Origin of the sequence: Sulfitobacter sp. TCYB15 (assembly GCF_040435955.1) — a bacterium.
GTDB classification, from domain to species: domain Bacteria; phylum Pseudomonadota; class Alphaproteobacteria; order Rhodobacterales; family Rhodobacteraceae; genus Sulfitobacter; species Sulfitobacter pontiacus.
This window is the reverse complement of the sequence record NZ_CP159193.1, coordinates 2,556,735-2,577,421: the sequence shown is the minus strand read 5'-3', so window position 1 is coordinate 2,577,421 and position 20,687 is coordinate 2,556,735. Positions and strand designations below refer to the sequence as shown.

Here is a 20,687-nt window from a genome sequence, read left to right as displayed (position 1 = left end):
TGGCCCCTTAGAAGGTGAGGGGGTATTCCTTGGCCAGCGCGTCGAATTTCATCAACGACGCAACCAGTGCAGGCATCTGATCCAGATAGATCATGTTCGGCCCGTCCGACGGTGCGTTGTCCGGGTCTTCGTGGGTCTCGATAAAGACCGCGCCCACGCCAATCGCGACCGCTGCACGGGCCATGACGGGGGCGAACTCGCGCTGTCCGCCGCTGGAGCCACCTTGCCCGCCGGGCTGCTGGACTGAATGGGTCGCGTCCATCACGACAGGGTATCCGGTTTGCGCCATCTGCGGCAGGCTGCGCATGTCAGCGACCAGCGTGTTGTAGCCAAAGGAGGTGCCGCGTTCGGTCAGCAGGATACGCTTGTTGCCGGTGGATTCGATCTTGGCGACGACATTGGGCATATCCCACGGGGCCAGAAACTGACCCTTTTTGACGTTCACAACCTTGCCCGTATTGCCCGCGGCCAGCAGCATATCGGTCTGGCGGCACAGGAAGGCGGGGATTTGCAGGATGTCGACAGCCTCGGCCGCGATGGCGCATTGCGCTTCGGTATGCACGTCGGTCAGGACGGGCACGCCGATGGATTTGCCCACCGATTGCAGCACAGCCAGACCTTCGTCGATGCCAAGCCCGCGTTTGCCACCAAGGGAAGTGCGGTTGGCTTTGTCATAGCTCGCCTTGAACACGAACTGGGCGCCCACGGCATCGCATGCCTCTTTCATCTGGCCGGCGATCATCTGGGCGTGGGTTTCGCTTTCCAGCTGGCAGGGGCCTGCGATCACCGTCAGCGGGCGATCATTCCCGATGACGACATTTCCAACGGTGACTTGGGTCATTTTGTTACCTGTTCTTTCAGAATGGAGGAGGTCAGCGATAGCATGAGGTAGATGCCCGCAAAGATCAGGAATGTCAAAATCGTGTTCTCGAACTTGCGTGGGTATGAGGCGCTTTGCGACGCCACCGGACGCACCGCGACGGTCAGATATCGGACCTGACGGCTGGCCTCTGTGCGGGCTTGTTCCATCTGGGTCTGGGACGCCTGCAAGGCGGCATCTGCCGCGGCCAGATCGGCCTGCGCCAGTTGCAAGCTGACCGCTTGTTGTGCAAGCGAGTTGGTGCCCTCGGTCGCGCTGTTCATGCGTTCGTTCAGCTTGTCCAGCTGCGCGCTAAGCCGGCGCACGTCGCCTTGGGCACCGTCCACCTTGGCGCGGTTCGGGCGCGGGTTGTCGAGCAGGGCGGCAAGTTCAAGCTCTTTTTCCAGCAGCAAGGTTTCATAATTGGTGATCTGCCCGCGGATCGACGCGATGACTGCCTGCGGGTCCACCCCGTTGTCGACCTGCAGCTTGATCAGCGCTTCCTGCGCCTCGCGGCGTTTGGCGACCGTCTGCTCATAGGCTTCGCGGGCGTCGCGCATGCCGTCTTCGCGCTTTTGCTGCGACAGGGCGTTCACGCGTTCTTCGGCATATTCCAGCAGGTGTTCGGAAAAGTCTTTCGCGACCTCGGGATCGGCGGCAATCACCTCCATCCGGATCATGCCTTCGGTCGGGTCGTAGCCGATTTTGACGTTGTCCTTATAGTGTTTATACGCTTCCTCGTTCGACGCGTCAGGGTTCATCCGCTGGATCGGGTCGATCGCGGGGTCCGAGAAATGCTTCATAAAGCCGACATCACGGTCCAGCCGCAGCATCGCGTCTTTTGACTGGAGGTAGCTTTGTGTCGCGATACTATCGGCGGAGTTGGCAAATTGCGTCGGCAGCAGCCCGCCAAGGGGGCCAAGCCCGCCTGTGCCTTCGTTCTGGATAATCAGGAACTGGCTGTCTGTCGCATACATCGGCGTGGCGATGTTGTAGAAATAATACCCGCCCATGATTGTGGGTAGCCCGACAAAGAAGGCCAGACGCACCATAAGCAGCCCCATCTTGCGACGGCGGCGCTTGGTGATGTCGCGCTGGATGTCCGAGATCTCGCGCATGCGGCGTTCCATCGGATTAACGTCGGTCGAGGGCAGATTGCGCCCCCCGGCAGGGACTGTCTGGGGAAGCTGGATGCGCCCTTTCTGCAGTGCCGTGCCGGTGGATTGCTTGTCCTGAGGAACGACCAGTTCCAGCATGTTGGAACGTTGGAACGGGTCGATCCCTTCGGCGCGCAGCAACCGCACCGCATCGAAGTCAGAGGTCGGGGCAAGCCCGTGTTTTTGCGCCACGCGACGGGCCATGCGCAATTGGCGGCCGGTCAGCCCTTCGCGGCGGATCGCGTCGATGTCCTGCTCTCCGCTGACTTCGGTCGCCGATGACACCTCGCCGCTGCGGGCGTCGGAGGGCGGGGTCGGGCGCGCAGCGGAGGCAGCGGCAGCTTGGCTGGGCGCTGCAGCTCTCGGTGCTTCGCCGCGCGATGCAGCCGCAGCGCGTGGGGCGTCAGGGGCCTGCGGCTTTGGCGTGGCTGACGCGGGGGCATCACGTTCGACCGCATCGTTCCCCTTGGGGGCCGCAGCGGGGGTCGCACGTTTGATGCGGAATTTTCTAGCCTTGGGTTTCGTAGTCATAAAGCTGTTTGGCCTCTTCCAAGGTGTCGAAGATATGTAGCTTTCCGCCAAGCAAGACAGCAGCGGACCGCGCGAATTGTTCCAACGTCTCGGCTTGGTGCGAAACGATGATGATCGTCGTCGTGCGCAGCCGTTCTTGCAGAATTTCGCCCGCCTTGCGGTTGAACTCCACATCTGTGGTGCTCGGCATGCCTTCGTCGATCAAATAGATGTCGAAATCAAGCGCAAGCAGCAGTGAAAACGAAAACCGTGATTTCATCCCGGCCGAATATGTCCCGACGGGCTGGTCAAAATATTCCCCCAACCCACACAGCCAGCGACAAAAGCTTTCGACGTAGTCAGGGTCCAGCCCATAGAGACGGGCAATATAACGGGCATTCTCTACCGCGGAAACCTTGTTGACGACACCGCCCATGAACCCCAGCGGGAAGCTGATGTTGCAGCCGCGCCTGATTTCACCTTCGTCCGGCTTTTCCAGCCCTGCCATCATATTGATAAGGGTCGTCTTGCCGGTGCCGTTCGGGGCGAGGATGCCAAGGGAATGCCCCAAATCCACACGAAATGACACATGGTCGAGAATGACCTTGTGTTGCGTGCCAGTCCAAAAGGACTTGGAGACGTTGTCGAATTCCAGCATGCCTGCTCCGATTGGTGCTGTTGCGGGTATGTCGCGCCCTGTTTCCCGAGCCTTGGGCGGTGTCTAGCCCTCTATTTTGACTATATTATGTCGTAGTTGAGGCCGAATTTACAAGGAGCCAAAACGACCCACGCGCCCGAAGGCGGTGCCATCGGCGATGGTTTGCAGGGCGCGCTATACGAAAGGTCGAGGGGTGCGGGTGTTAGTGACCGATCACCTTGGCATCGTGGCAATGGGCATCCTGGGTCTCAAGCTCCAGCGTGACGTGGTTCAGATCGAACTCGGACTTCAGGTAGGATTTCAAGGCTTGACGCAGGGCGCTTGGGTCGGTGCCTAGTTCGGCGACGATATGGGCGTCAAAGGCAGCGCCGTGTTCCTCCATCAGCCACAGGTGGACATGATGAACGTCTGTAACGCCAGGCTGGTCGCGCAGTGCCGCGATCACGTCTTCGGTGCGCAGCGCATCGGGCGAGGCAAGCATCAAGATCCGCGCCACCTGCGGCAGTTCGGTCGCGGATTGCCAAAGGATGTATCCTGCAATCAGCAGCGTGGCCAATGGGTCCACCCAAGCCCAGCCGAACAGTATCATCAGCGTCCCCGCCACGATCACGGCAACCGACCCCAAGGCATCGGCCACATTGTGCAAAAAGGCCGCGCGGATGTTCACGCTGGATTTCGATGCGCGAAAGGTCAACGCGGCGGTGCCCAGATCCACCAGCAAGGCGATGCCAGCGACGATCACCACGATCCAGCCCGCCACGGGTTCGGGATTGGCAAAGCGCATCGCGGCCTCATAGACCAGATACAGGCCGATCACGATCAAGGTGGTATAGTTGATCAGCGCCGCGACCGCCTCGATCCGGCCGTAACCAAAGGTCATATCTGCATTGGCCGGACGGCGGGCGATCTTGCGTGCGGCAAAGGCGATGATCAGCGCGATGGCGTCGCTGAAGTTATGCAGCGCATCGGCGATCAGCGACAGGCTGCCCGCGACGATCCCGCCGATGACCTGCGCGACCGTGAGGCCGAGGTTGATCGCCACCGCGAGGGCAATCTTGCCGTCGCCGCTGTCGGGATCGACGTGATGGTGGTGACCGTGTGACATGGGCGGCTTTCGCTATCTGTGGTGTGAACTGTGAGGATGATCAGGGCAGGGGACCGCGGCGTCGGCGCAACACTCTGTCATCAGGAACTCGGATAGATCCTGTACCGCATCATGGGATACCGCCGCGCAGATGATGCTGCGCCCCTGCCGCTGCTGGCGCACCAGCCCCGCGGCTACAAGCAGTTTCAGATGATGGGTCAGCGTGGACCCGGTGATGCCCGCGCGATCACCCAGCGTGCCAATGGTCAGCCCGTCAGGGCCCGCGCGCACCAGCAAACGGAGAACTTGCAACCGTTGCTCTGACCCGAGCGCGGCAAAGCGCGCAGCAGCCAAGGCAAGGTCATGGGGGGAGGCGGGATTCATTTTCATGTTTTTAGAAATATAGAAATGATTAGCTGCGTCAAGCTCATTTCGAAAGGTTTCGAAATGAGTGCTGGACACCACCGCGTCACCGCCCCCTTTGAAACCGGCGCGCCACCGCTTAGGTCTACCCCCATGACCGACATCCGCCCCGAACTCAGCCAATGCACCCTCTGCGCCGACCGCTTTGCGGCTACGGCGACGGGGCACCGGCCCAATCCGGTGGTCTGGTTCCAACCGAGCGCGCGGCTGCTGATCGCCTCGCAAGCGCCGGGGTTGAAAGTGCACGAGGCGAACACCCCCTTCTGGGATGCCTCGGGCAAACGGCTGCGCGACTGGTTGGGCGTGGACGAGACGACCTTTTACGACCGCAGCCGCGTGGCGATCATCCCCATGGCCTTCTGCTTTCCGGGCTATGACGCCAAGGGCAGCGATCTGCCGCCTCCGCCGATCTGTGCGAAAACATGGCGGGCCCGGGCGCTGGATACCGTGCCCGATGTCCGGCTGACCGTGTTGATCGGGGCCTATGCCATGCGCTATCACCTGCCCGGGTTCACCACAGTCACCCGCGCCGCCGCCGATTGGCAAAACCACCCCAAGGGCGTCTTTGCCTTGCCTCATCCCTCGTGGCGCAATACCGGTTGGCTCAAGAAAAATCCGTGGTTCGAGGAGGACGTGCTTCCCCGGCTCCGCGCTGCTGTAAGGAATGTACTGGATGACTGAAGCGACGCCCCTGGACATCGCCCATGCCGCCATGATGGCCGATGAAAGCGATGACGCTGCCCGCCTGCGGTTCTATGAACGCATGGCCGATGTGGAGCTTTTCCTGCTGCTCGAAGCCGAACCGGACGCCGATCAGGTCAGCCCTGTCCTGCTTGAGGACGCCTATGTGCTGGTCTTTGACCGGATCGAACGGCTTGCGGCCTATGTCGGGCAGCCTGCGCCCTATGTGGCACTGTCGGGGCGCGCGATTGCGGGGATGCTGGATGGCCAACCGCTTGGCATGGCGGTGAACCTAGATGTCGCACCTTCGGCGATCCTGCTGCCCGACAGCGCCGTGGCTTGGCTGCGCGACACACTCGCCCATGAAGCCGGAGAGGTCGAGGCGCGCATCGACCGTGTTCTGCCGCCCAAGGGCCTGCCCGAAACGCTGATTGCCGCGATTGATGCCAAGCTGGCGACCGCCACAGGCATGGCGGCAGGGGCGTGGCTGGTCGGGGTTGAATATGCCGGCGGCGGGCGCGGGCATCTGCTGGGCTTTGTCGGGGCCATCCCGCGCGCACAAGACGCGCTGGTTCGTGCCGCTTCCGAGGCGCTGACATTCTCGGGTATCGATGCGGGGGCGATGGATGTGGGCTTCTTCGCGCCCTCTGATCCGACGGTTGAAAAACTGTCGAAAGTCGGGCTGCGTTTTGATCTGCCCCAGATGGACCCGCTGGAAAAAACCCCGCGGATGGAGGCCCCCGGCTCTGACCCGTCAAAGCCGCCGATCCTGCATTAGCGAGGACCAAAGCCGCTTGCATCCCGCCCCGCTTGGCGCGATCAATAGGCCATGACATTGAACCCCGCCGATCCCGCATTCGAGGCCGCGCTGCGTGCCGATCTGTCGCCCGACGTCTTTCGCGCGGTCGAACCCCGATATCTGGAAGAACCCCGCGGGCTTTATGCCGGAAAATCGGCCGTGCTGGCCCTGCCACGCACGGTCGAAGAGGTCGCGATACTGATCCGCCATGCCAATGCAGCACGGGTCGGCGTAATCCCCTATGGCGGTGGTACCGGACTTGTGGGCGGCCAGGTGGCAGACTCTGGCCCCGCTCCGCTGATCCTGTCGCTGGAACGCATGAACAAACTTCGCGCCGTCTACCCCGATGAAAACGTGCTGGTGGCCGAAGCGGGGATGATCCTGTCCGACGTGCAAGACGCCGCCGAGGCGGCGGATCGCCTGTTTCCCCTGACCCTCGCGGCACAGGGTTCTGCCCGAATTGGGGGGAACCTCGCGACAAATGCGGGCGGCACCGGCGTGCTGCGCTATGGCAACGCCCGCGATCTCTGTCTGGGGCTAGAGGCCGTGCTGCCCGATGGCCAGATATGGAACGGCCTGACACGGCTGCGCAAGAACAACACCGGCTATGATCTGCGTCACCTGCTGGTCGGTGCCGAGGGCACGCTTGGCGTTATCACCGCCGCGGCGCTCAAGCTCTTCCCGCGGCCCGCCAAGACGGGGACCGCGCTGCTGGTCGTGAACTCTCCGGCGGCGGCGCTGAAGCTGCTGTCGCTCGCGCGCAGTCAATTGGGCGAGATGATCAGCGCGTTCGAGATCATGAACGGCGTCGGGCTGGATTTCCTCACCGAAAAGATGCCCGAACTCCGCCAGCCCTTCGACACCCCGCCAGAATGGAGCGTGCTGATCGAATTGGGCCTCAGCGGTGATCTGGACCCGATGGCGGCGCTCGAGACGCTGTTTGCCGCCGCCTTCGAGGCGGATCTGGTGACAGACGGGCTTATCGCGCAAAGTCAGCAGCAGTCCGAAGATTTCTGGGCCGTCCGCGAGATGATGCCCCACGCCAACCGCCAGATCGGGTCGATCTCCAGCCACGATATCTCGGTCCCCTTGGGCGCGCTGCCCGAATTTATCATCCGCGCGGGGGAAAAAATCGGCGCGCTGGGCGATTTCAGGATCAATTGTTTCGGCCATGTGGGCGACGGCAACCTGCACTACAACGTTTTCCCCGTGCAGGGCCGAAGCCGCGAGGATCATCTGGAGGATCGCTTGCCCATCAAGACGGCGATCCATGATCTGGTGCACGAGCTCGGCGGCTCTGTCAGTGCGGAGCACGGGATCGGGCGGCTCAAGGTCAAAGACCTCGAACGTTATAGCGATCCGGCGAAGCTCTCTGCGTTGCGCGCGATCAAGGCGGCGCTGGATCCGAACGGGATCATGAACCCCGGCGCGATGTTCCCCGCGCCGGAATAAAGTCTCGGCAACGCGGTTTATGCGCCGTCAAAGGCACAAAGCGCGTTGACCTCCATCCCCATCGCTTCCAGCCGCTTGCGCCCGCCAAGTTCCGGCAGGTCGATGATAAAGGCGCAGGACACGATCTCGCCGCCCAAACGCTGGATCAGCTTGATCCCCGCCTCGGCGGTGCCACCGGTGGCCAGGAGATCGTCGACAACCAACACCTTCTCACCGGGCTGGATCGCGTCGTCGTGCAGCTCCACAATCGCCTCGCCGTATTCCAGCTTGTAATCCTGAGAGATGGTGCGACCGGGCAACTTGCCCTTCTTGCGGATCGGCACAAAGCCGACGGACAGCTGATGCGCGATCGCGCCCCCCAGAATAAAGCCGCGCGCCTCAAGTCCGACGACCTTGTCGATGTCGATGCCGGCATAGGGGTGCAGCATCTGGTCGATGGCCATACGGAACCCGCGCGGGTCGGCGAAAAGCGTGGTCACATCGCGAAACATGATCCCTTCGTGGGGGAAATCGACAATGGTACGGATGTAATCTTGAACCTGTTTCATGCAGTGCTCCGGTCGTTGGGCTTTGGTCGGTCGCCACACCAGCGCAACAACCGCGCCACAGCGTTAAGCGACCCGCCCCCTGTCAGCAAGCATCTTCCACAGCGCGGCCCCGCGGGGCATCACATCAAAACCGCAAGGCCCCGCTTCATTTTGCCAAATAAACTCACCTGCCACAGCATCCGCCACGGGCGCTGCGTCAGCGTTTGCAGTGCGCCTAAAGCACGCGCCCCGCGACGGCATCCAGCTTGGCCACCAGTGCCGCGTCGCGCATTTCTGGCTGGGTCATGATCGCATATTCCAACGCACGGTCGCAGCCATGCGGGCAGGGGGCGCGGTCGGCTCCTAGCAGTTTGGGCAGGCGCGCGACCAGTTGACGGCCCTTGTCGGCATTGCCCATCAAGGTCTCGATGATCTTGGTCACATCGACCTCGCCGTGGTCCGGATGCCAGCTGTCGTAATCCGTGATCATCGCGACCGAGGCATAGCAAAGCTCTGCCTCGCGGGCCAATTTCGCTTCGGGCATATTGGTCATGCCGATCACATCCGCGCCCCAGCTTTCGCGGTACATCTTGGATTCCGCCAATGTGCTGAACTGCGGCCCCTCCATCGCAAGGTAGGTGCCGCCGCGGTGCACGTTAATGCCCGCGTCGCGCGCAGCGGTTTCGCAGGCGTCGCCCAAACGCGGGCAGGTGGGGTGCGCCACGCTGACATGGGCCACGCAGCCGGTGCCGAAGAAAGATTTCTCCCGCGCGATGGTGCGGTCGATGAACTGGTCCACGATCACGAAATCTCCCGGTGCCATTTCATCGCGGAACGACCCGCAGGCCGAGACGCTGATCACATCCGTGCAGCCGAGCCGTTTCAGCGCATCGATATTGGCACGGTAGGGAACGGTAGAGGGCGCATGCACATGTCCGCGCCCGTGGCGCGGCAGAAAGGCCATCTCTACCCCGTCGAGCGTCCCGGTCAGGATCGCATCGGAGGGCGGGCCCCAGGGGCTTTCCACGGTAAGCCATTCGGCCCCCTCCAGCCCGTTGATGTCATAGATGCCGGAGCCGCCGATCACGGCAATTTTCGTCTGAGTCATGAAGTCGCCCTTGGATTGAGTTGTGCGCAGAGTATCAAGCTTGGCCCATAGGAAAAGCCTTGAATCCGGCCCGCGCCGTCGCGTGCCTTCCATTTTGTTCACGTTTCAGCTAGGAGGCCGCAAAGACCTTTCCGACTTATTGATGCGATTTGACCCGAAGGATGCCCGATGGCGCGTACCACGTTCCGTAGTTTTACCAAAAATCTTGATGTGACCGACCTGAGATGGATGCCGGGAGAGGGGTTCTCTCCGTCGCGGCTGCGCATCGAATTGCTGTCGGGGCTGACCGTCGCCCTGGCCCTTGTGCCCGAAGCGGTTGCCTTTGCCTTTGTCGCGGGGGTCCACCCGTTGGTGGGTCTCTATGCGGCCTTTCTGGTGGGGTTGATCACCGCGCTGATCGGCGGGCGTCCGGGGATGATCTCGGGGGCGACGGGTGCTTTGGCGGTTGTGATGGTCGCATTGGTCGCGCAGCACGGTGTTGAATATCTTTTCGCCACGGTCGTGCTCATGGGGCTGATCCAGATTTTCGCGGGTGTCATGCAATGGGGCAAGTTCATGCGGCTGGTGCCGCACCCTGTTATGCTGGGGTTTGTGAACGGTCTGGCCATCGTGATCTTCCTTGCCCAGATGGGCCAGTTCAAAGTGCCGGGCACGATGGTTGATACAGGTCACGGCATGTCGGGTGGCGAATGGCTGTCGGGTGGGCCGCTTTACCTGATGCTGGCGCTTGTCGCCGCGACGATGGCGATCATCTGGGTCATGCCACGCATCACCAAGCTGATCCCCGCACCGCTGGCAGGCATCGGTATCATCGCCATTCTGGTGATCGCGACGGGCATGGATGTGCCACGGGTCGGCGATCTGGCCTCGATCGAGGGCGGCTTTCCGACGTTCCACATGCCGTTTGGCGAAGGTGTCGGCCTGTACGGCACCGCCTTGGCACCCTTCACGCTCGAGACGCTGTATATCATCCTGCCCTATGCGGTGATTCTTGCGGCCATCGGCCTGATTGAATCGCTGCTGACGTTGAACCTTGTCAGCGACTTGACCAACACCCGCGGCGGGGCCAGCCAGGAATGTATCGCGCAGGGCGTGGCCAATACCGTGACCGGCTTCTTTGGCGGTATGGGCGGCTGCGCCATGATCGGTCAGTCCATGATCAACGTGAAATCCGGCGGGCGCACGCGGGTTGCGGGGATTGCGGCTGCGGTGTTTTTGCTGCTGTTCATTCTGGTCGGCGCGCCGCTGATCGAACAGATCCCGCTGGCAGCACTGGTCGGGGTGATGTTCATGGTCGTGATCGGCACCTTCGCGTGGAACTCCTTTGGGATCCTGCGCAAAGTGCCCCTGACCGATGCCTTCGTGATCCTGCTGGTTACCGTCGTCACCGTCTACGAAGACCTTGCGGTCGCGGTGGTCGTCGGTGTGATCGTGTCGGCGCTGGCCTATGCGTGGAACAATGCGCGTCGCATCCACGCCAAGACATACACCACACCTGAAGGGGCCAAGGTCTACCAGATTCAGGGGCCGCTGTTCTTTGGGTCGTCCGAAGGTTTCGCCGAGCTCTTTAACGTCAAGGCCGACCCCAGCGAGGTGATCGTCGATTTCGAGGACAGCCGCGTTGTGGATCAATCGGCCCTGCAAGCGATCGAGACGATTGCCGCGAAATACGAAGGCGCGGGCAAGCGCATCCAGCTGCGCCACCTCAGCCGCGATTGTCACCGTTTGCTGAAGAAGGCCGGGCACCTGATGATCGATAGCGACGATGATCCCGATTACGAGATCGCGGCGAACTATCAGGTCCGTACCGGCATTCTTGGCGGTCACTAAACCGCCCGACCGACTGACACGAAAAAGCCCCCGATGCAGTCCGCATCGGGGGCTTTTTGCTTTTCGGGATGGGGCGGGATCAATCGTCGGGGCGGATGATCTCGAACACGTCGGTCACGCGGGCGTAATCACGGTAGCCCAAGCGGGACAGCGGTTGGTAGGTCGTCACGTCGAACCGCCCGTCCTTGATGCAATCGTCGCGCATATGGACGCCGACGACCTCGCCGAAGACGACAAAGTTATTCTCTCCCTCGATCTTGACCATCTGGGTCATGCGGCATTCCAGGCTGGCAGGGGCGGTCGCCACACGGGCGCAGTTGATCTGGTCGCAGTTCGCTTTTTCGATGCCAGCGTGGCCGAATTCATCCGCGCCATGGGGCAGCGTCGCAGAGGAGGCGTTCATCGCGTCGCGCATCGCGTACTCGACAATGTTCACGCAGAAGACGCCGGTCTCGCGGATGTTGGCCATGCTGTCCTTGGTCCCGTCCACATCGGCCTTGGTCCCGGTAGAGGCAAACATCACCTGCGGCGGCGTATAGGCGACCCCGTTGAAAAACGAATAGGGGGCCAGATTGTCGTTCCCGTCCGCGTCTCGGGTGGAAATCCATCCGATCGGGCGTGGGGTGACAATCGCGTTGAACGGGTTATGGGGCAGGGGGTGGCCGTCTTGCGGGCGGTAGAACATCAAACTCTCCTCATGGTTTGCACCTATGGCTAGCGCCATGATAAAGGCAGCGCCACAGGAAAACCGTCCAGAGGGCCACGCCTTGTATCATATTACCCCCGAGACGGCTGCCGATCACTGGGAAGTCGAAGCGTTATACGATACCTGCTTTGCGCCGGGACGCGAGGCGTTGTCGTCCTACCGCCTGCGCGATGGAGTGCCGCCGGTGGCAGGGCTGAACCATGTGGCACGTGACGCGGGCGGTATCCTTGCCGGGGCCATACGCTATTGGCCGATCTGTATCGGTGCCCATGCCGCGCTGTTGTTGGGCCCCGTTGCCGTGCACCCGACGCGGCAGGGCGAAGGCTTGGGTGCCTTGCTGATCGAGGGCAGTCTGGCGCAAGCGGCCCCGCTGGGGTGGTCGCGCGTGATGCTGGTGGGGGATGCGCCTTACTATAACCGCTTCGGCTTTACCTTGCTGACCGATGTGGTGATGCCGCCGCCAACGAACCCTGAACGGGTGTTGGGCCGTGCGCTGGTCGATGGCGCGTGGGAAGGCATCGCGGGCGATGTCACCGCTTGGCCACATTGAAAGCGGCGGCGGGATGGCCCACATTCTAGCCAAACAGGCGGAGGCCCCACCCCATGCAGATTGAAAGCAACCTACCCAGCACCATTGACGTAGAGGCACGGCTGGACCAGATCGCCAAGCGCTACAAAAGCGCGGGCGGTGTGGGTATCAATGTGTTGAACGTCATCGGCGGCAGCGCCGAGGGGTTGATCGACAAGCTTCCCTCGCCCGTGCGCCGCAATCTCGAAAGCGCCACCGTCAAGGCATTGGGCCAGGCGATGAAGGCAGCGACGTCGACGCGGTCGATGGTGCCGGACCAGAAAAGCTGGCTGAACCAGGCGGTCAGCGCGGCGATGGGGGCGGCGGGCGGCGCAGGTGGCCTGCCCACGGCACTGGCAGAACTGCCGGTGACGACGACCTTGTTGCTCCGCGTTATTCAGGGGGTAGCAGTGGAACACGGCTTTGATGCCCATGCCGAGAATGTGCAGTTCGATTGCGTGCAGGTGTTCAGCGCCGCGGGGCCCTTGTCAGAAGATGACGGGGCCGATCTGGCGTTTCTGTCGGCGCGGGTCGCGTTAAGCGGGCGCGCCATGCAGGCGGTGATTGCCAAAGTGGCTCCGCGTCTGGCGCTGGTCTTGGGGCAGAAGCTGGCCGCGCAGGCGGTGCCGGTGCTGGGGGCGGTGGCCGGTGCGGCGACCAACTATGCCTATACCAGCTATTACGAAGATATGGCCCATGTGCATTTCGGGCTGCGCAAGCTGGCGATTGATGCGGATGTCCCCCACGAAGAACTGGTCGAGCGGCTGCGCGCCAAGGTCGGGCTGCGCAAGATCGCCTAGCGCCCGATACTGCCCGGCGCGACCGTGGTGGCCTTGAGGATCGCATAGCAGGTCATGCCCGGTGTCAGACCAAGCTCGGCGACAGCGCGGGCCGTCACACGGCTGAGCAAACGGTCACGCCCCGCACGCAGGGCAATGGCCGCGCCCGGACCGTCGCCGGGATGAACCGCCTCGACCGTGACGGGCAGCACGTTGACCGAGCTTAGCCCCTCGGGGCGGGTCAGGGACAGGATCACATCTTGGGCCAGCACCCGCAGCCGCACGCGGGCACCGGCATCGGCGTGCACGCCGGGCAGCTCAAGCTCTCCGGCGCTGATCCGCAGGGTCGTGATCCCGTCATTCCCATGCTCGAGGACATCCGCCTCGATCACGGCACCCGCCTCGCGGACACCAAGCAGGGGCACGGCGGCGGGATCGGCCATGACATCGAACAGCGGGCCCTGCGCCTGAACCTTTCCGTTCTGGATCAGTACCAGCGTATCGGCCAGCCGCGCGATCTCGTCCACTGCGTGGCTGACATACAGGATCGGCAGCCCCAGCGGCCCGTCGCGCAGCCGTTCGAGAAAGGGCAAAATCTCTTGCTTGCGGGGCCCGTCCAGACTGGCGAGCGGTTCATCCATCAGCAACATGCGCGGGTGGCTCAGCAAGGCGCGGCCCAAGGCGACGCGCTGCTTTTGGCCGCCTGATAGCGTGGCAGGCGCGCGGTCAAGCAATGTCTCTAGCCCAAGCAGTGCCACCACGTCGCGTTGAGACGGGCCGCTGCTGCCCCGCGGCGCATAGCGGGCACCGAACATCAGGTTTTGCGCCACGCTGAGATGCGGGAACAGCCGCGCGTCCTGAAACACGGTGCCAAGGCGGCGCTTGTGCGGGGGGACGTAGATGCCGCCTTCGGTATCCAGCAGCACCTCGTCCTCGATCACGACGCGCCCGCGGTCGGGGTGGAGCAAGCCACCAACGGCGTTGATCACGGTGGATTTTCCGGCCCCCGACCGGCCAAACAGCGCGGTGATGCCGGGCCCGGCCTCAAGCGCGAGGTCCAGCGCGAAGCCGTCAAAGCGGTGCGACAGGGACAGGGAAAGCGTCATGTGCCCGCGATCCTTTTGGCAACGCGGCGGGCGAGCAGCTCGGACAGAAGCACGGCGCTGACCGCGATGGCCGAAGACATAAGCACCATCGCCACCGCCTGACCCTCGCCACCGGGTATCTGCAAGGCGGCCCAGATGGCGCTTGGCAGGGTTTGCGTCTGGCCGGGGATATTGGCGACAAAGGTGATCGTGGCGCCAAATTCGCCCATGGCTTTGGCAAAGCCCATCACGGTCCCCGCCAGCACACCGGGCAAGATCAGGGGCAGGGTGACACGGGCGAAAACCGCCGCGCGGGGGGCACCGAGCGTGGCAGCGGCGTCTTCAAGCTTGGGGTCCACCGCCTCTATCGCGAGGCGCATGGCGCGGACCATCAAGGGGAAGCCCATGATGATCGCCGCCAGCACCGCGCCGGACCAGTGGAACGCCAGTTGCAATCCGATGGCGTCCAGTGCGCGGCCCAAGGGCGCGTTCCGCCCGAATGCCATCAGCAGCAGATATCCCGTGACCACAGGCGGCAAAACCAGCGGCAGATGCACGGCGGCATTCAGCAGCGCCTTGCCCCAGAAATCCCGCCGCGCCAGCAGCCACGCCACCCAAAGCGCCAGCGGGATCGCCAGCAGCGTCGCCCAAACTGCAACCCAAAGCGACAGACGCAGCGCGTCCCAGGCGGCGGCGTCTGCGGTCATTCGGGCAGCGGCTTGAAGCCGTGGCGGGCAAAGACCGCGCGGGCGTCGTGGGACTGCAGATGCGCCATGAAGGCCGCGCCGCTGTCAGTAAGCGCGGCGGCGGGGTAGGTGATCGGGCTGTGTGTCTCCTGCGGGATATCGTAAAGGATGCGGACCTGTGGTTCGGCCAAAGCATCGGTGCGGTAAACCACGCCCAAAGGCGTCTCTGCCCGTGCGACCAAAGCCAGGGCGCTGCGCACGTTATCCGTCTCTGCCAGATGCGGGGCGATCGCCTCCCATTGTCCGGTAACCTCAAGCCATTCGCGCGCATAGATACCGGCGGGCACGGCGTCCCGTTGACCCGTCGCTAACCGCGCATCGCCAAGGGCACCCGCCAGATCGGCGGGGTCCGGGGCGATATTGCTGTCGGCGGGGGCGATCACCACAAGCGAATTGCCCAGCAGATCAACCACCGCGTCAGCCTCGATCGCGCCTCGATCCCGCAGCCATGTCATCCAGACCGGTGCGGCCAGCAAGACCACATCGGCAGGGGCACCCGCATCGATTTGCCGTGCCATCGTGCCGGACCCGCCAAAGGACAGCGCCACATCGCCGCCGTAGCCGCGCGCGACCTCGTCCAGGGCACCGCGCAGGCTGGCGGCCGCAAAGACCGTCACCGAAGGCTGCTCTGCCAGCGCGAGGGGGGGCAGCAGCGCTGCAAAAATGAGCGGCAAAAAACGTTTCATTGCCGCAGTATCCGCCATGCCGTAGGGGCGTGCAAGGGCGACTGGTCTTGTCATCACGGCACGGGTAGGCTTTTGTTGCCGTACCACCCCGGAGACAGAATGCCCCGCATGAAACAGCTGCCCATATCACTGCAAGGTGCCCGCAAGGGAGAGGTGCGAACACAGTTCGCCGCGCTGTGTTACCGCGTGCGCCAAGGCAAGGTGCAGGTGCTGTTGATCACGTCTCGGGGGGCGAAACGCTGGATTGTGCCGAAAGGCTGGCCGATGGATGCCAAAACCCCCGGTGCCGCCGCTGCGCGCGAGGCATGGGAAGAAGCGGGCGTGCGCGGGCGGGTCACGGGCGGCTGCCTTGGCGTCTATTCCTACACAAAGGAAATGGACGGTGGAGAGATGTTGCCGGTGGTGGCCATGCTCTATCCCGTAGAGGTCAAGATCACCGCCGATAAATACCCCGAAGCCGGCCAGCGGCGCCGCAAGTGGATGTCGCGCAAGAAGGCCGCCAAAATGGTGTCAGAGCCCGAGCTGGCGCGTATGATCCGGGACTTCGATCCGCGCGGGCGGAGTTGAGCCGCTTGACGGGACCGGCTTGCGCCCCCATTTTTAACATATCTTAACGACGAGAGGATGCCTGCGGGCGCGATGATCAAGTTTTCGCTGAAATGTGATCAGGACCACCAGTTTGAAAGCTGGTTCAAATCTGCCGCCGCTTTTGATGCGCTGGCGCAGGCGGGGCATCTGACCTGCGCGCTGTGTGGGTCGACCAAGGTGACCAAGGGCATGATGGCCCCCCGTGTCACAACCGGCGAGCGCCGCGAGAACCGCGGTGAGGATGGTCAAAAGCCGGACGCCGCAGTACCGGTGCTATCGAAACCTCAAAGCGCGTTGGAAGAGGCGCTGAAAGCGCTGCGCAAAGAGCTCGAAACCTCCTCGGAATATGTGGGCGATGATTTCGTGCGTGAAGCCCGTGCCATCCACATCGGGGATGCACCCGACCGCTCGATCTATGGCGAGGCGAGTCTGGACGAAGCCGTCGCCCTGATCGAAGAGGGTATCCCGCTGACGCCGCTGCCGTTTCGGGCCAAGCGCACCACGTCATAGACGGCGGGTCGCAGGCGACCCTGGGCGGGCGGATACCGCGCCGCGTCACCTTGCAACTTACGGTTCATACATAATTTCTTTGCGTTACGACAGCGGCCTGCGGGCTTGCTAAGGGCGGCGCTTGCGCGTACACCGCGCCGGAGTTTTGCAACGGGGGACATATGCCTGTTCTGGTGATGAAGTTTGGTGGCACGTCGGTGGCCACCTTGGACCGTATCCGCCGCGCGGCCAAACGCGTGGGCGTTGAAGTGGCCAAGGGCTATGACGTGATCGTCATCGTTTCCGCCATGTCGGGAAAGACGAACGAGCTGGTCGGCTGGGTGAACGAAACCTCTCCGCTATATGACGCGCGCGAATATGACGCTGTCGTCTCCTCGGGGGAGAATGTCACCGCGGGTCTGATGGCGCTGACCTTGCAGGAAATGGACGTACCGGCGCGCAGTTGGCAAGGCTGGCAAGTGCCGGTCAAGACGACCTCCGCGCATTCCTCGGCCCGGATCGAGGAAATTCCGCCTGCAAACATCATGGCGAAATTCGGCGAAGGCATGCGCGTCGCGGTTGTCGCGGGCTTTCAGGGCGTCTCCCCCGAGGGCCGGATCACCACGCTGGGGCGTGGCGGGTCGGACACCACCGCCGTTGCGTTTGCCGCTGCCTTTGATGCAGAGCGTTGCGATATCTACACCGATGTGGACGGGGTCTACACCACCGACCCGCGGGTCAGCGCCAAGGCGCGCAAGCTCGACAAGATCGCCTTTGAAGAGATGCTGGAACTGGCGTCGCTGGGGGCCAAGGTCCTGCAAACCCGGTCGGTCGAACTGGCCATGCGGTACAAGGTCAAGCTGCGCGTGCTGAGCAGTTTTGAGGAACAATCAGACGAGGCTGGAACGCTGGTCTGCGCCGAGGAGGAAATTATGGAAAGCAATGTAGTATCCGGTATCGCGTTTTCGCGTGACGAAGCAAAGATGACGCTGGTATCGGTCGCGGATCGCCCCGGCATTGCCGCCGCGATCTTCACCGCGCTCAGCGATGGTGGCGTGAACGTCGATATGATCGTTCAGAACATCTCGGAAGAGGGGCGCACCGATATGACGTGGTCCTGCCCCGTCGATCAGATCAAACGCGCGGAAGTCGCGATTGATGCCGCGAAAAAATCGGGCGAGCTGAATTTCGACGATCTGATCGCGGACACAGATGTGGCGAAAGTGTCGGTCGTGGGGATCGGCATGCGCAGCCACACCGGCGTTGCGGCGAAGATGTTTCAGGTGTTGTCGAACGAGGGTGTGAACATCAAGGTCATCACCACCTCCGAGATCAAGATCTCCGTTCTGATCGACCGCAAATACATGGAGCTGGCCGTTCAGGCGCTGCATGACGCGTTCGAGCTGGACAAACCCGCCTAATTCCCGGGCACCCCACCTGCGAAGATCACAGCGTTTTCCCGCAACAGGGGAAAACGCATCTTCCAGCCTCGGGGAGCAGATGATAGATGTCAATGATATCAGGCGTTTCAATTTTGGGACGCCTGTGATCTAAGCTGGCATCGCCGGGGGGAAATGATCACATGGCTGATGGGATAGAGACAGAAAGCCGCAAGCTGTTGGGTCGCTTACGCGATGCCATGGCCAGTGATGATGCAGGGCAGGCGCGGCTGGACAAGATCACGCATCTGATCGCGTCCTCTATGGGCTGCGAGGTCTGCTCTATCTACCTGTTCCGCGATGAAGACACGCTAGAGCTTTGCGCGACCGAGGGGCTGAAGGCCGATGCGGTCCACGAGACGCGCATGAAGATGGGCGAGGGGCTGGTCGGGCGCGTCGCCAAACGCAAACGCATTATCAACACGCCCAATGCCCCGCAGGCCCCCGGTTTCCGCTTTATGCCGGAAACGGGCGAAGAACTGTATTCAAGCTTTTTGGGTATACCGGTGCAGCGCTTGGGCGAGATGCTGGGCGTTCTGGTGGTGCAATCCAAGGCCGCGCGGGAATTCTCGGCTGACGAGGTCTATGCGCTGGAAGTGGTCGCCATGGTACTGGCCGAAATGACCGAGCTGGGGGCCTTTGTCGGTGAGGGTGCCGCGATGTCGGCGCGGCACAGTCAGGCGGTTCTGATCCGCGGCACCGTGGCGCAAGAGGGCGTTGCCGAAGGCCACGTCTGGCTGCACGAGCCGCGCGTTGTTGTGTCAAAGCTTGTCGCCGATGACCCTGCCAGTGAAACCGCACGCCTGAACGAGGCGGTCGATGATTTGCGCGTCAGCGTGGATCAGATGATGGCGATGGCGGGGGGGGACAAGGACCAGCAACAGGTGCTTGAAGCCTATCGGATGTTCGCCAACTCCAAAGGCTGGTTGCGCCGGATGGAGGAAGACATCGGCCGTGGCCTGTCTGCCGAAGCGGCTGTCGAGAAAGAGCAGTCTCTGGCGCGCGCCCGTATGGGGCAGGCCGCCGACGCCTATCTGCGCGAACGTCTGTCCGATCTCGATGACCTCAGCAATCGCTTGCTGCGCATCCTGACAGGGCAGGGGTCGAACACGGGGGCCGAGATGCCCACCGACCCTATTCTGGTGGCGCGCAACATCGGACCGGCTGAGCTGTTGGAATACGGCCGCTCTCTGCGCGGTATCGTGCTGGAGGGCGGGTCGGTTGGCAGCCATGCCGCGATTGTCGCACGGGCGCTGGCGATCCCGCTGATCGTGCACGCCAGCCGCGTGACCAATGATGCGCTGAACGGCGACCGGATCATGGTGGACGGCGAACAGGGTGTGGTGCATCTGCGTCCCGAGGAAACCGTTGCCTCTGCCTTCCGCGACAAAATCGCGATGCAGGCCGAGGCGCAGGAACGCTATGCGTCGATCCGCGACAAACCGGCGATCACCAAATGCGGCACGCGGGTCGGGCTGCATATGAACGCGGGTCTCATGGCGGATCTCCCCTCGCTTGACGGGTCTGGGGCCGAAGGGGTGGGGCTGTTCCGCACGGAGCTTCAGTTCCTTGTGCGCAGCCAAATGCCGAAACGGTCGGAGCTGTCCGCGCTTTATAGCCGTGTGTTGGATGCCGCGTCGGGTAAACGTGTGGTGTTCCGGACGTTGGATATCGGGTCGGACAAGGTGCTGCCCTATATGAAGCCCAACGACGAACCCAACCCCGCTTTGGGCTGGCGTGCGATCCGTGTCGGGCTGGACAAGCCGGGCATGATGCGGATGCAATTGCAGGCGTTGATCCGTGCGGCGAACGGGCGCCCCCTGTCGGTGATGTTCCCCTTTGTCGCGCAGTTCGAAGAATACCGCGCCGCCCGTGCCGAGATGGACAAGACGCTCGCCCGCGAGGCGCGCTTGGGCCATGTGCTGCCGTCGCAAATCGAAGTGGGCGCGATGCTGGAGACCCCATCGCTGGCCTTTGCCCCGACGAAGTTTTTCGAAGAGGTCGAATTCCTGTCGATCGGGGGCAACGATCTGAAGCAGTTCTTCTTTGCCGCCGACCGCGAGAACGAGCTGGTGCGCCGCCGCTATGACACGTTGAACGTCAGTTTCCTGACCTTCCTAGAGAATATCGTGGACCGTTGCCGCGAAACCGGTACGCCACTGTCATTCTGTGGCGAGGATGCGGGCCGCCCCATAGAGGCGCTGTGCTTTGCTGCCATCGGGATCACGACGCTGTCCATGCGTCCCGCGTCCATCGGGCCGGTCAAAAGCATGTTGCACCGCTCTGATCTGGGGGAAATCCGCGAGGTGATCCACGCCGCACGTGATCGCGGGGATCAATCTGTTCGCCCCGCGGTGATGGAGTATCTGCGCAGTCAGACCAACGAAGTCCGCCGCTTGCCCTGAAGGGCCCGACGGCTTGTCTGATTTGTCAAACGCGCCCGATTTATCCACGTGGGCGCTGGATGCCGCGTTGAAAAAGCCAATCGCGCAGGGCGGTTATGCACATAGGTT

21 protein-coding genes are annotated in these 20,687 nt (G+C 62.7%); 10 read left to right on the top strand and 11 right to left on the bottom strand.

Annotated elements, in window-relative coordinates:
• Positions 1–7: 7 nt before the first annotated feature.
• The 5 genes from kdsA to ABM428_RS12310 form a co-directional block, all read right to left on the bottom strand.
• Positions 8–841, bottom strand: coding sequence for a 3-deoxy-8-phosphooctulonate synthase (gene kdsA, locus ABM428_RS12330; protein WP_005849405.1), 834 nt, complete (start codon positions 839–841; stop codon positions 8–10).
• Complete coding sequence (locus ABM428_RS12325) at positions 838–2,547, bottom strand: capsule biosynthesis protein (protein ID WP_353627983.1); 1,710 nt, start codon at positions 2,545–2,547, stop codon at positions 838–840. The genes kdsA and ABM428_RS12325 overlap by 4 nt, the downstream gene beginning before the upstream one ends.
• Positions 2,525–3,184: an ABC transporter ATP-binding protein gene (locus tag ABM428_RS12320; RefSeq protein WP_005849402.1), complete on the bottom strand. Its 660-nt coding sequence runs from the start codon at positions 3,182–3,184 to the stop codon at positions 2,525–2,527. Before ABM428_RS12320 ends, ABM428_RS12325 begins: the two co-directional genes overlap by 23 nt.
• A 202-nt stretch (positions 3,185–3,386) precedes the next feature.
• Complete coding sequence (locus ABM428_RS12315) at positions 3,387–4,289, bottom strand: cation diffusion facilitator family transporter (RefSeq protein WP_353627982.1); 903 nt, start codon at positions 4,287–4,289, stop codon at positions 3,387–3,389.
• A gap of 12 nt (positions 4,290–4,301) precedes the next feature.
• The gene (locus ABM428_RS12310) at positions 4,302–4,658 is read right to left on the bottom strand and encodes a metalloregulator ArsR/SmtB family transcription factor (protein WP_184581641.1); all 357 of its coding nucleotides are present in this window, start codon (positions 4,656–4,658) and stop codon (positions 4,302–4,304) included.
• 126 nt (positions 4,659–4,784) lie between these two features.
• Here ABM428_RS12310 and ABM428_RS12305 point away from each other — a divergent pair, with 126 nt between their 5' ends.
• The 3 genes from ABM428_RS12305 to ABM428_RS12295 are packed head-to-tail and all read left to right on the top strand — an operon-like array spanning position 4,785 to position 7,623.
• On the top strand, positions 4,785–5,372 hold the full coding sequence (locus tag ABM428_RS12305; protein WP_353627981.1) for a uracil-DNA glycosylase family protein: 588 nt from the start codon (positions 4,785–4,787) through the stop codon (positions 5,370–5,372).
• Positions 5,365–6,150: an SseB family protein gene (locus ABM428_RS12300; protein WP_353627980.1), complete on the top strand. Its 786-nt coding sequence runs from the start codon at positions 5,365–5,367 to the stop codon at positions 6,148–6,150. The genes ABM428_RS12305 and ABM428_RS12300 overlap by 8 nt, the downstream gene beginning before the upstream one ends.
• Before the next feature lie 51 nt (positions 6,151–6,201).
• Positions 6,202–7,623, top strand: a complete 1,422-nt coding sequence (locus ABM428_RS12295) for an FAD-binding oxidoreductase (RefSeq protein ID WP_180827971.1) — start codon at positions 6,202–6,204, stop codon at positions 7,621–7,623.
• 17 nt (positions 7,624–7,640) lie between these two features.
• Here the strand turns inward: ABM428_RS12295 and ABM428_RS12290 are convergent, their stop codons facing one another.
• Both ABM428_RS12290 and ABM428_RS12285 read right to left on the bottom strand, forming a co-directional pair.
• Positions 7,641–8,171, bottom strand: a complete 531-nt coding sequence (locus ABM428_RS12290; protein WP_074634648.1) for an adenine phosphoribosyltransferase — start codon at positions 8,169–8,171, stop codon at positions 7,641–7,643.
• Positions 8,172–8,385: 214 nt separating this feature from the next.
• Positions 8,386–9,258, bottom strand: coding sequence for an S-methyl-5'-thioadenosine phosphorylase (locus ABM428_RS12285; protein WP_009825108.1), 873 nt, complete (start codon positions 9,256–9,258; stop codon positions 8,386–8,388).
• A 168-nt stretch (positions 9,259–9,426) separates the two neighbouring features.
• On the opposite strand from ABM428_RS12285, the gene ABM428_RS12280 reads away from it, so the two are divergent.
• Complete coding sequence (locus tag ABM428_RS12280; protein WP_005849385.1) at positions 9,427–11,088, top strand: SulP family inorganic anion transporter; 1,662 nt, start codon at positions 9,427–9,429, stop codon at positions 11,086–11,088.
• A gap of 79 nt (positions 11,089–11,167) precedes the next feature.
• Here the strand turns inward: ABM428_RS12280 and ABM428_RS12275 are convergent, their stop codons facing one another.
• Positions 11,168–11,773 (bottom strand): flavin reductase family protein, encoded by a 606-nt coding sequence (locus tag ABM428_RS12275; RefSeq protein ID WP_168592508.1) that lies wholly within the window; start codon positions 11,771–11,773, stop codon positions 11,168–11,170.
• A gap of 37 nt (positions 11,774–11,810) precedes the next feature.
• Between ABM428_RS12275 and ABM428_RS12270 the strand changes: the two genes are divergently transcribed.
• Positions 11,811–12,344 carry a GNAT family N-acetyltransferase gene (locus ABM428_RS12270; protein ID WP_009825105.1) on the top strand — a complete coding sequence of 178 codons (534 nt, stop codon included), beginning with the start codon at positions 11,811–11,813 and terminating at the stop codon, positions 12,342–12,344.
• 53 nt (positions 12,345–12,397) lie between these two features.
• On the top strand, positions 12,398–13,162 hold the full coding sequence (locus ABM428_RS12265; protein ID WP_005849379.1) for an EcsC family protein: 765 nt from the start codon (positions 12,398–12,400) through the stop codon (positions 13,160–13,162).
• On the opposite strand, the gene modC is transcribed toward ABM428_RS12265, so the two are convergent.
• From modC to modA, 3 genes are read right to left on the bottom strand one after another with little or no spacing between them, the layout of a single operon-like run.
• The gene (gene modC / locus ABM428_RS12260; protein ID WP_005849377.1) at positions 13,159–14,247 is read right to left on the bottom strand and encodes a molybdenum ABC transporter ATP-binding protein; all 1,089 of its coding nucleotides are present in this window, start codon (positions 14,245–14,247) and stop codon (positions 13,159–13,161) included. The genes ABM428_RS12265 and modC overlap by 4 nt on opposite strands.
• The gene (gene modB, locus ABM428_RS12255; RefSeq protein WP_074634645.1) at positions 14,244–14,933 is read right to left on the bottom strand and encodes a molybdate ABC transporter permease subunit; all 690 of its coding nucleotides are present in this window, start codon (positions 14,931–14,933) and stop codon (positions 14,244–14,246) included. The genes modC and modB overlap by 4 nt, the downstream gene beginning before the upstream one ends.
• Entirely contained in the window at positions 14,930–15,658 is a 729-nt protein-coding gene (modA, locus tag ABM428_RS12250) for a molybdate ABC transporter substrate-binding protein (protein ID WP_132997706.1), read from the bottom strand. The genes modB and modA overlap by 4 nt, the downstream gene beginning before the upstream one ends.
• Before the next feature lie 108 nt (positions 15,659–15,766).
• Here modA and ABM428_RS12245 point away from each other — a divergent pair, with 108 nt between their 5' ends.
• The 4 genes from ABM428_RS12245 to ptsP all read left to right on the top strand — a co-directional run bounded on the left by ABM428_RS12245 (position 15,767) and on the right by ptsP (position 20,579).
• Positions 15,767–16,225, top strand: a complete 459-nt coding sequence (locus ABM428_RS12245; RefSeq protein WP_243250566.1) for an NUDIX hydrolase — start codon at positions 15,767–15,769, stop codon at positions 16,223–16,225.
• A gap of 57 nt (positions 16,226–16,282) precedes the next feature.
• Positions 16,283–16,756 (top strand): DUF1178 family protein, encoded by a 474-nt coding sequence (locus ABM428_RS12240; protein ID WP_132997704.1) that lies wholly within the window; start codon positions 16,283–16,285, stop codon positions 16,754–16,756.
• Between the two features lie 161 nt (positions 16,757–16,917).
• On the top strand, positions 16,918–18,156 hold the full coding sequence (locus ABM428_RS12235) for an aspartate kinase (protein ID WP_037966259.1): 1,239 nt from the start codon (positions 16,918–16,920) through the stop codon (positions 18,154–18,156).
• 161 nt (positions 18,157–18,317) lie between these two features.
• Positions 18,318–20,579, top strand: coding sequence for a phosphoenolpyruvate--protein phosphotransferase (gene ptsP, locus ABM428_RS12230; RefSeq protein ID WP_005849365.1), 2,262 nt, complete (start codon positions 18,318–18,320; stop codon positions 20,577–20,579).
• Positions 20,580–20,687 lie beyond the last annotated feature (108 nt).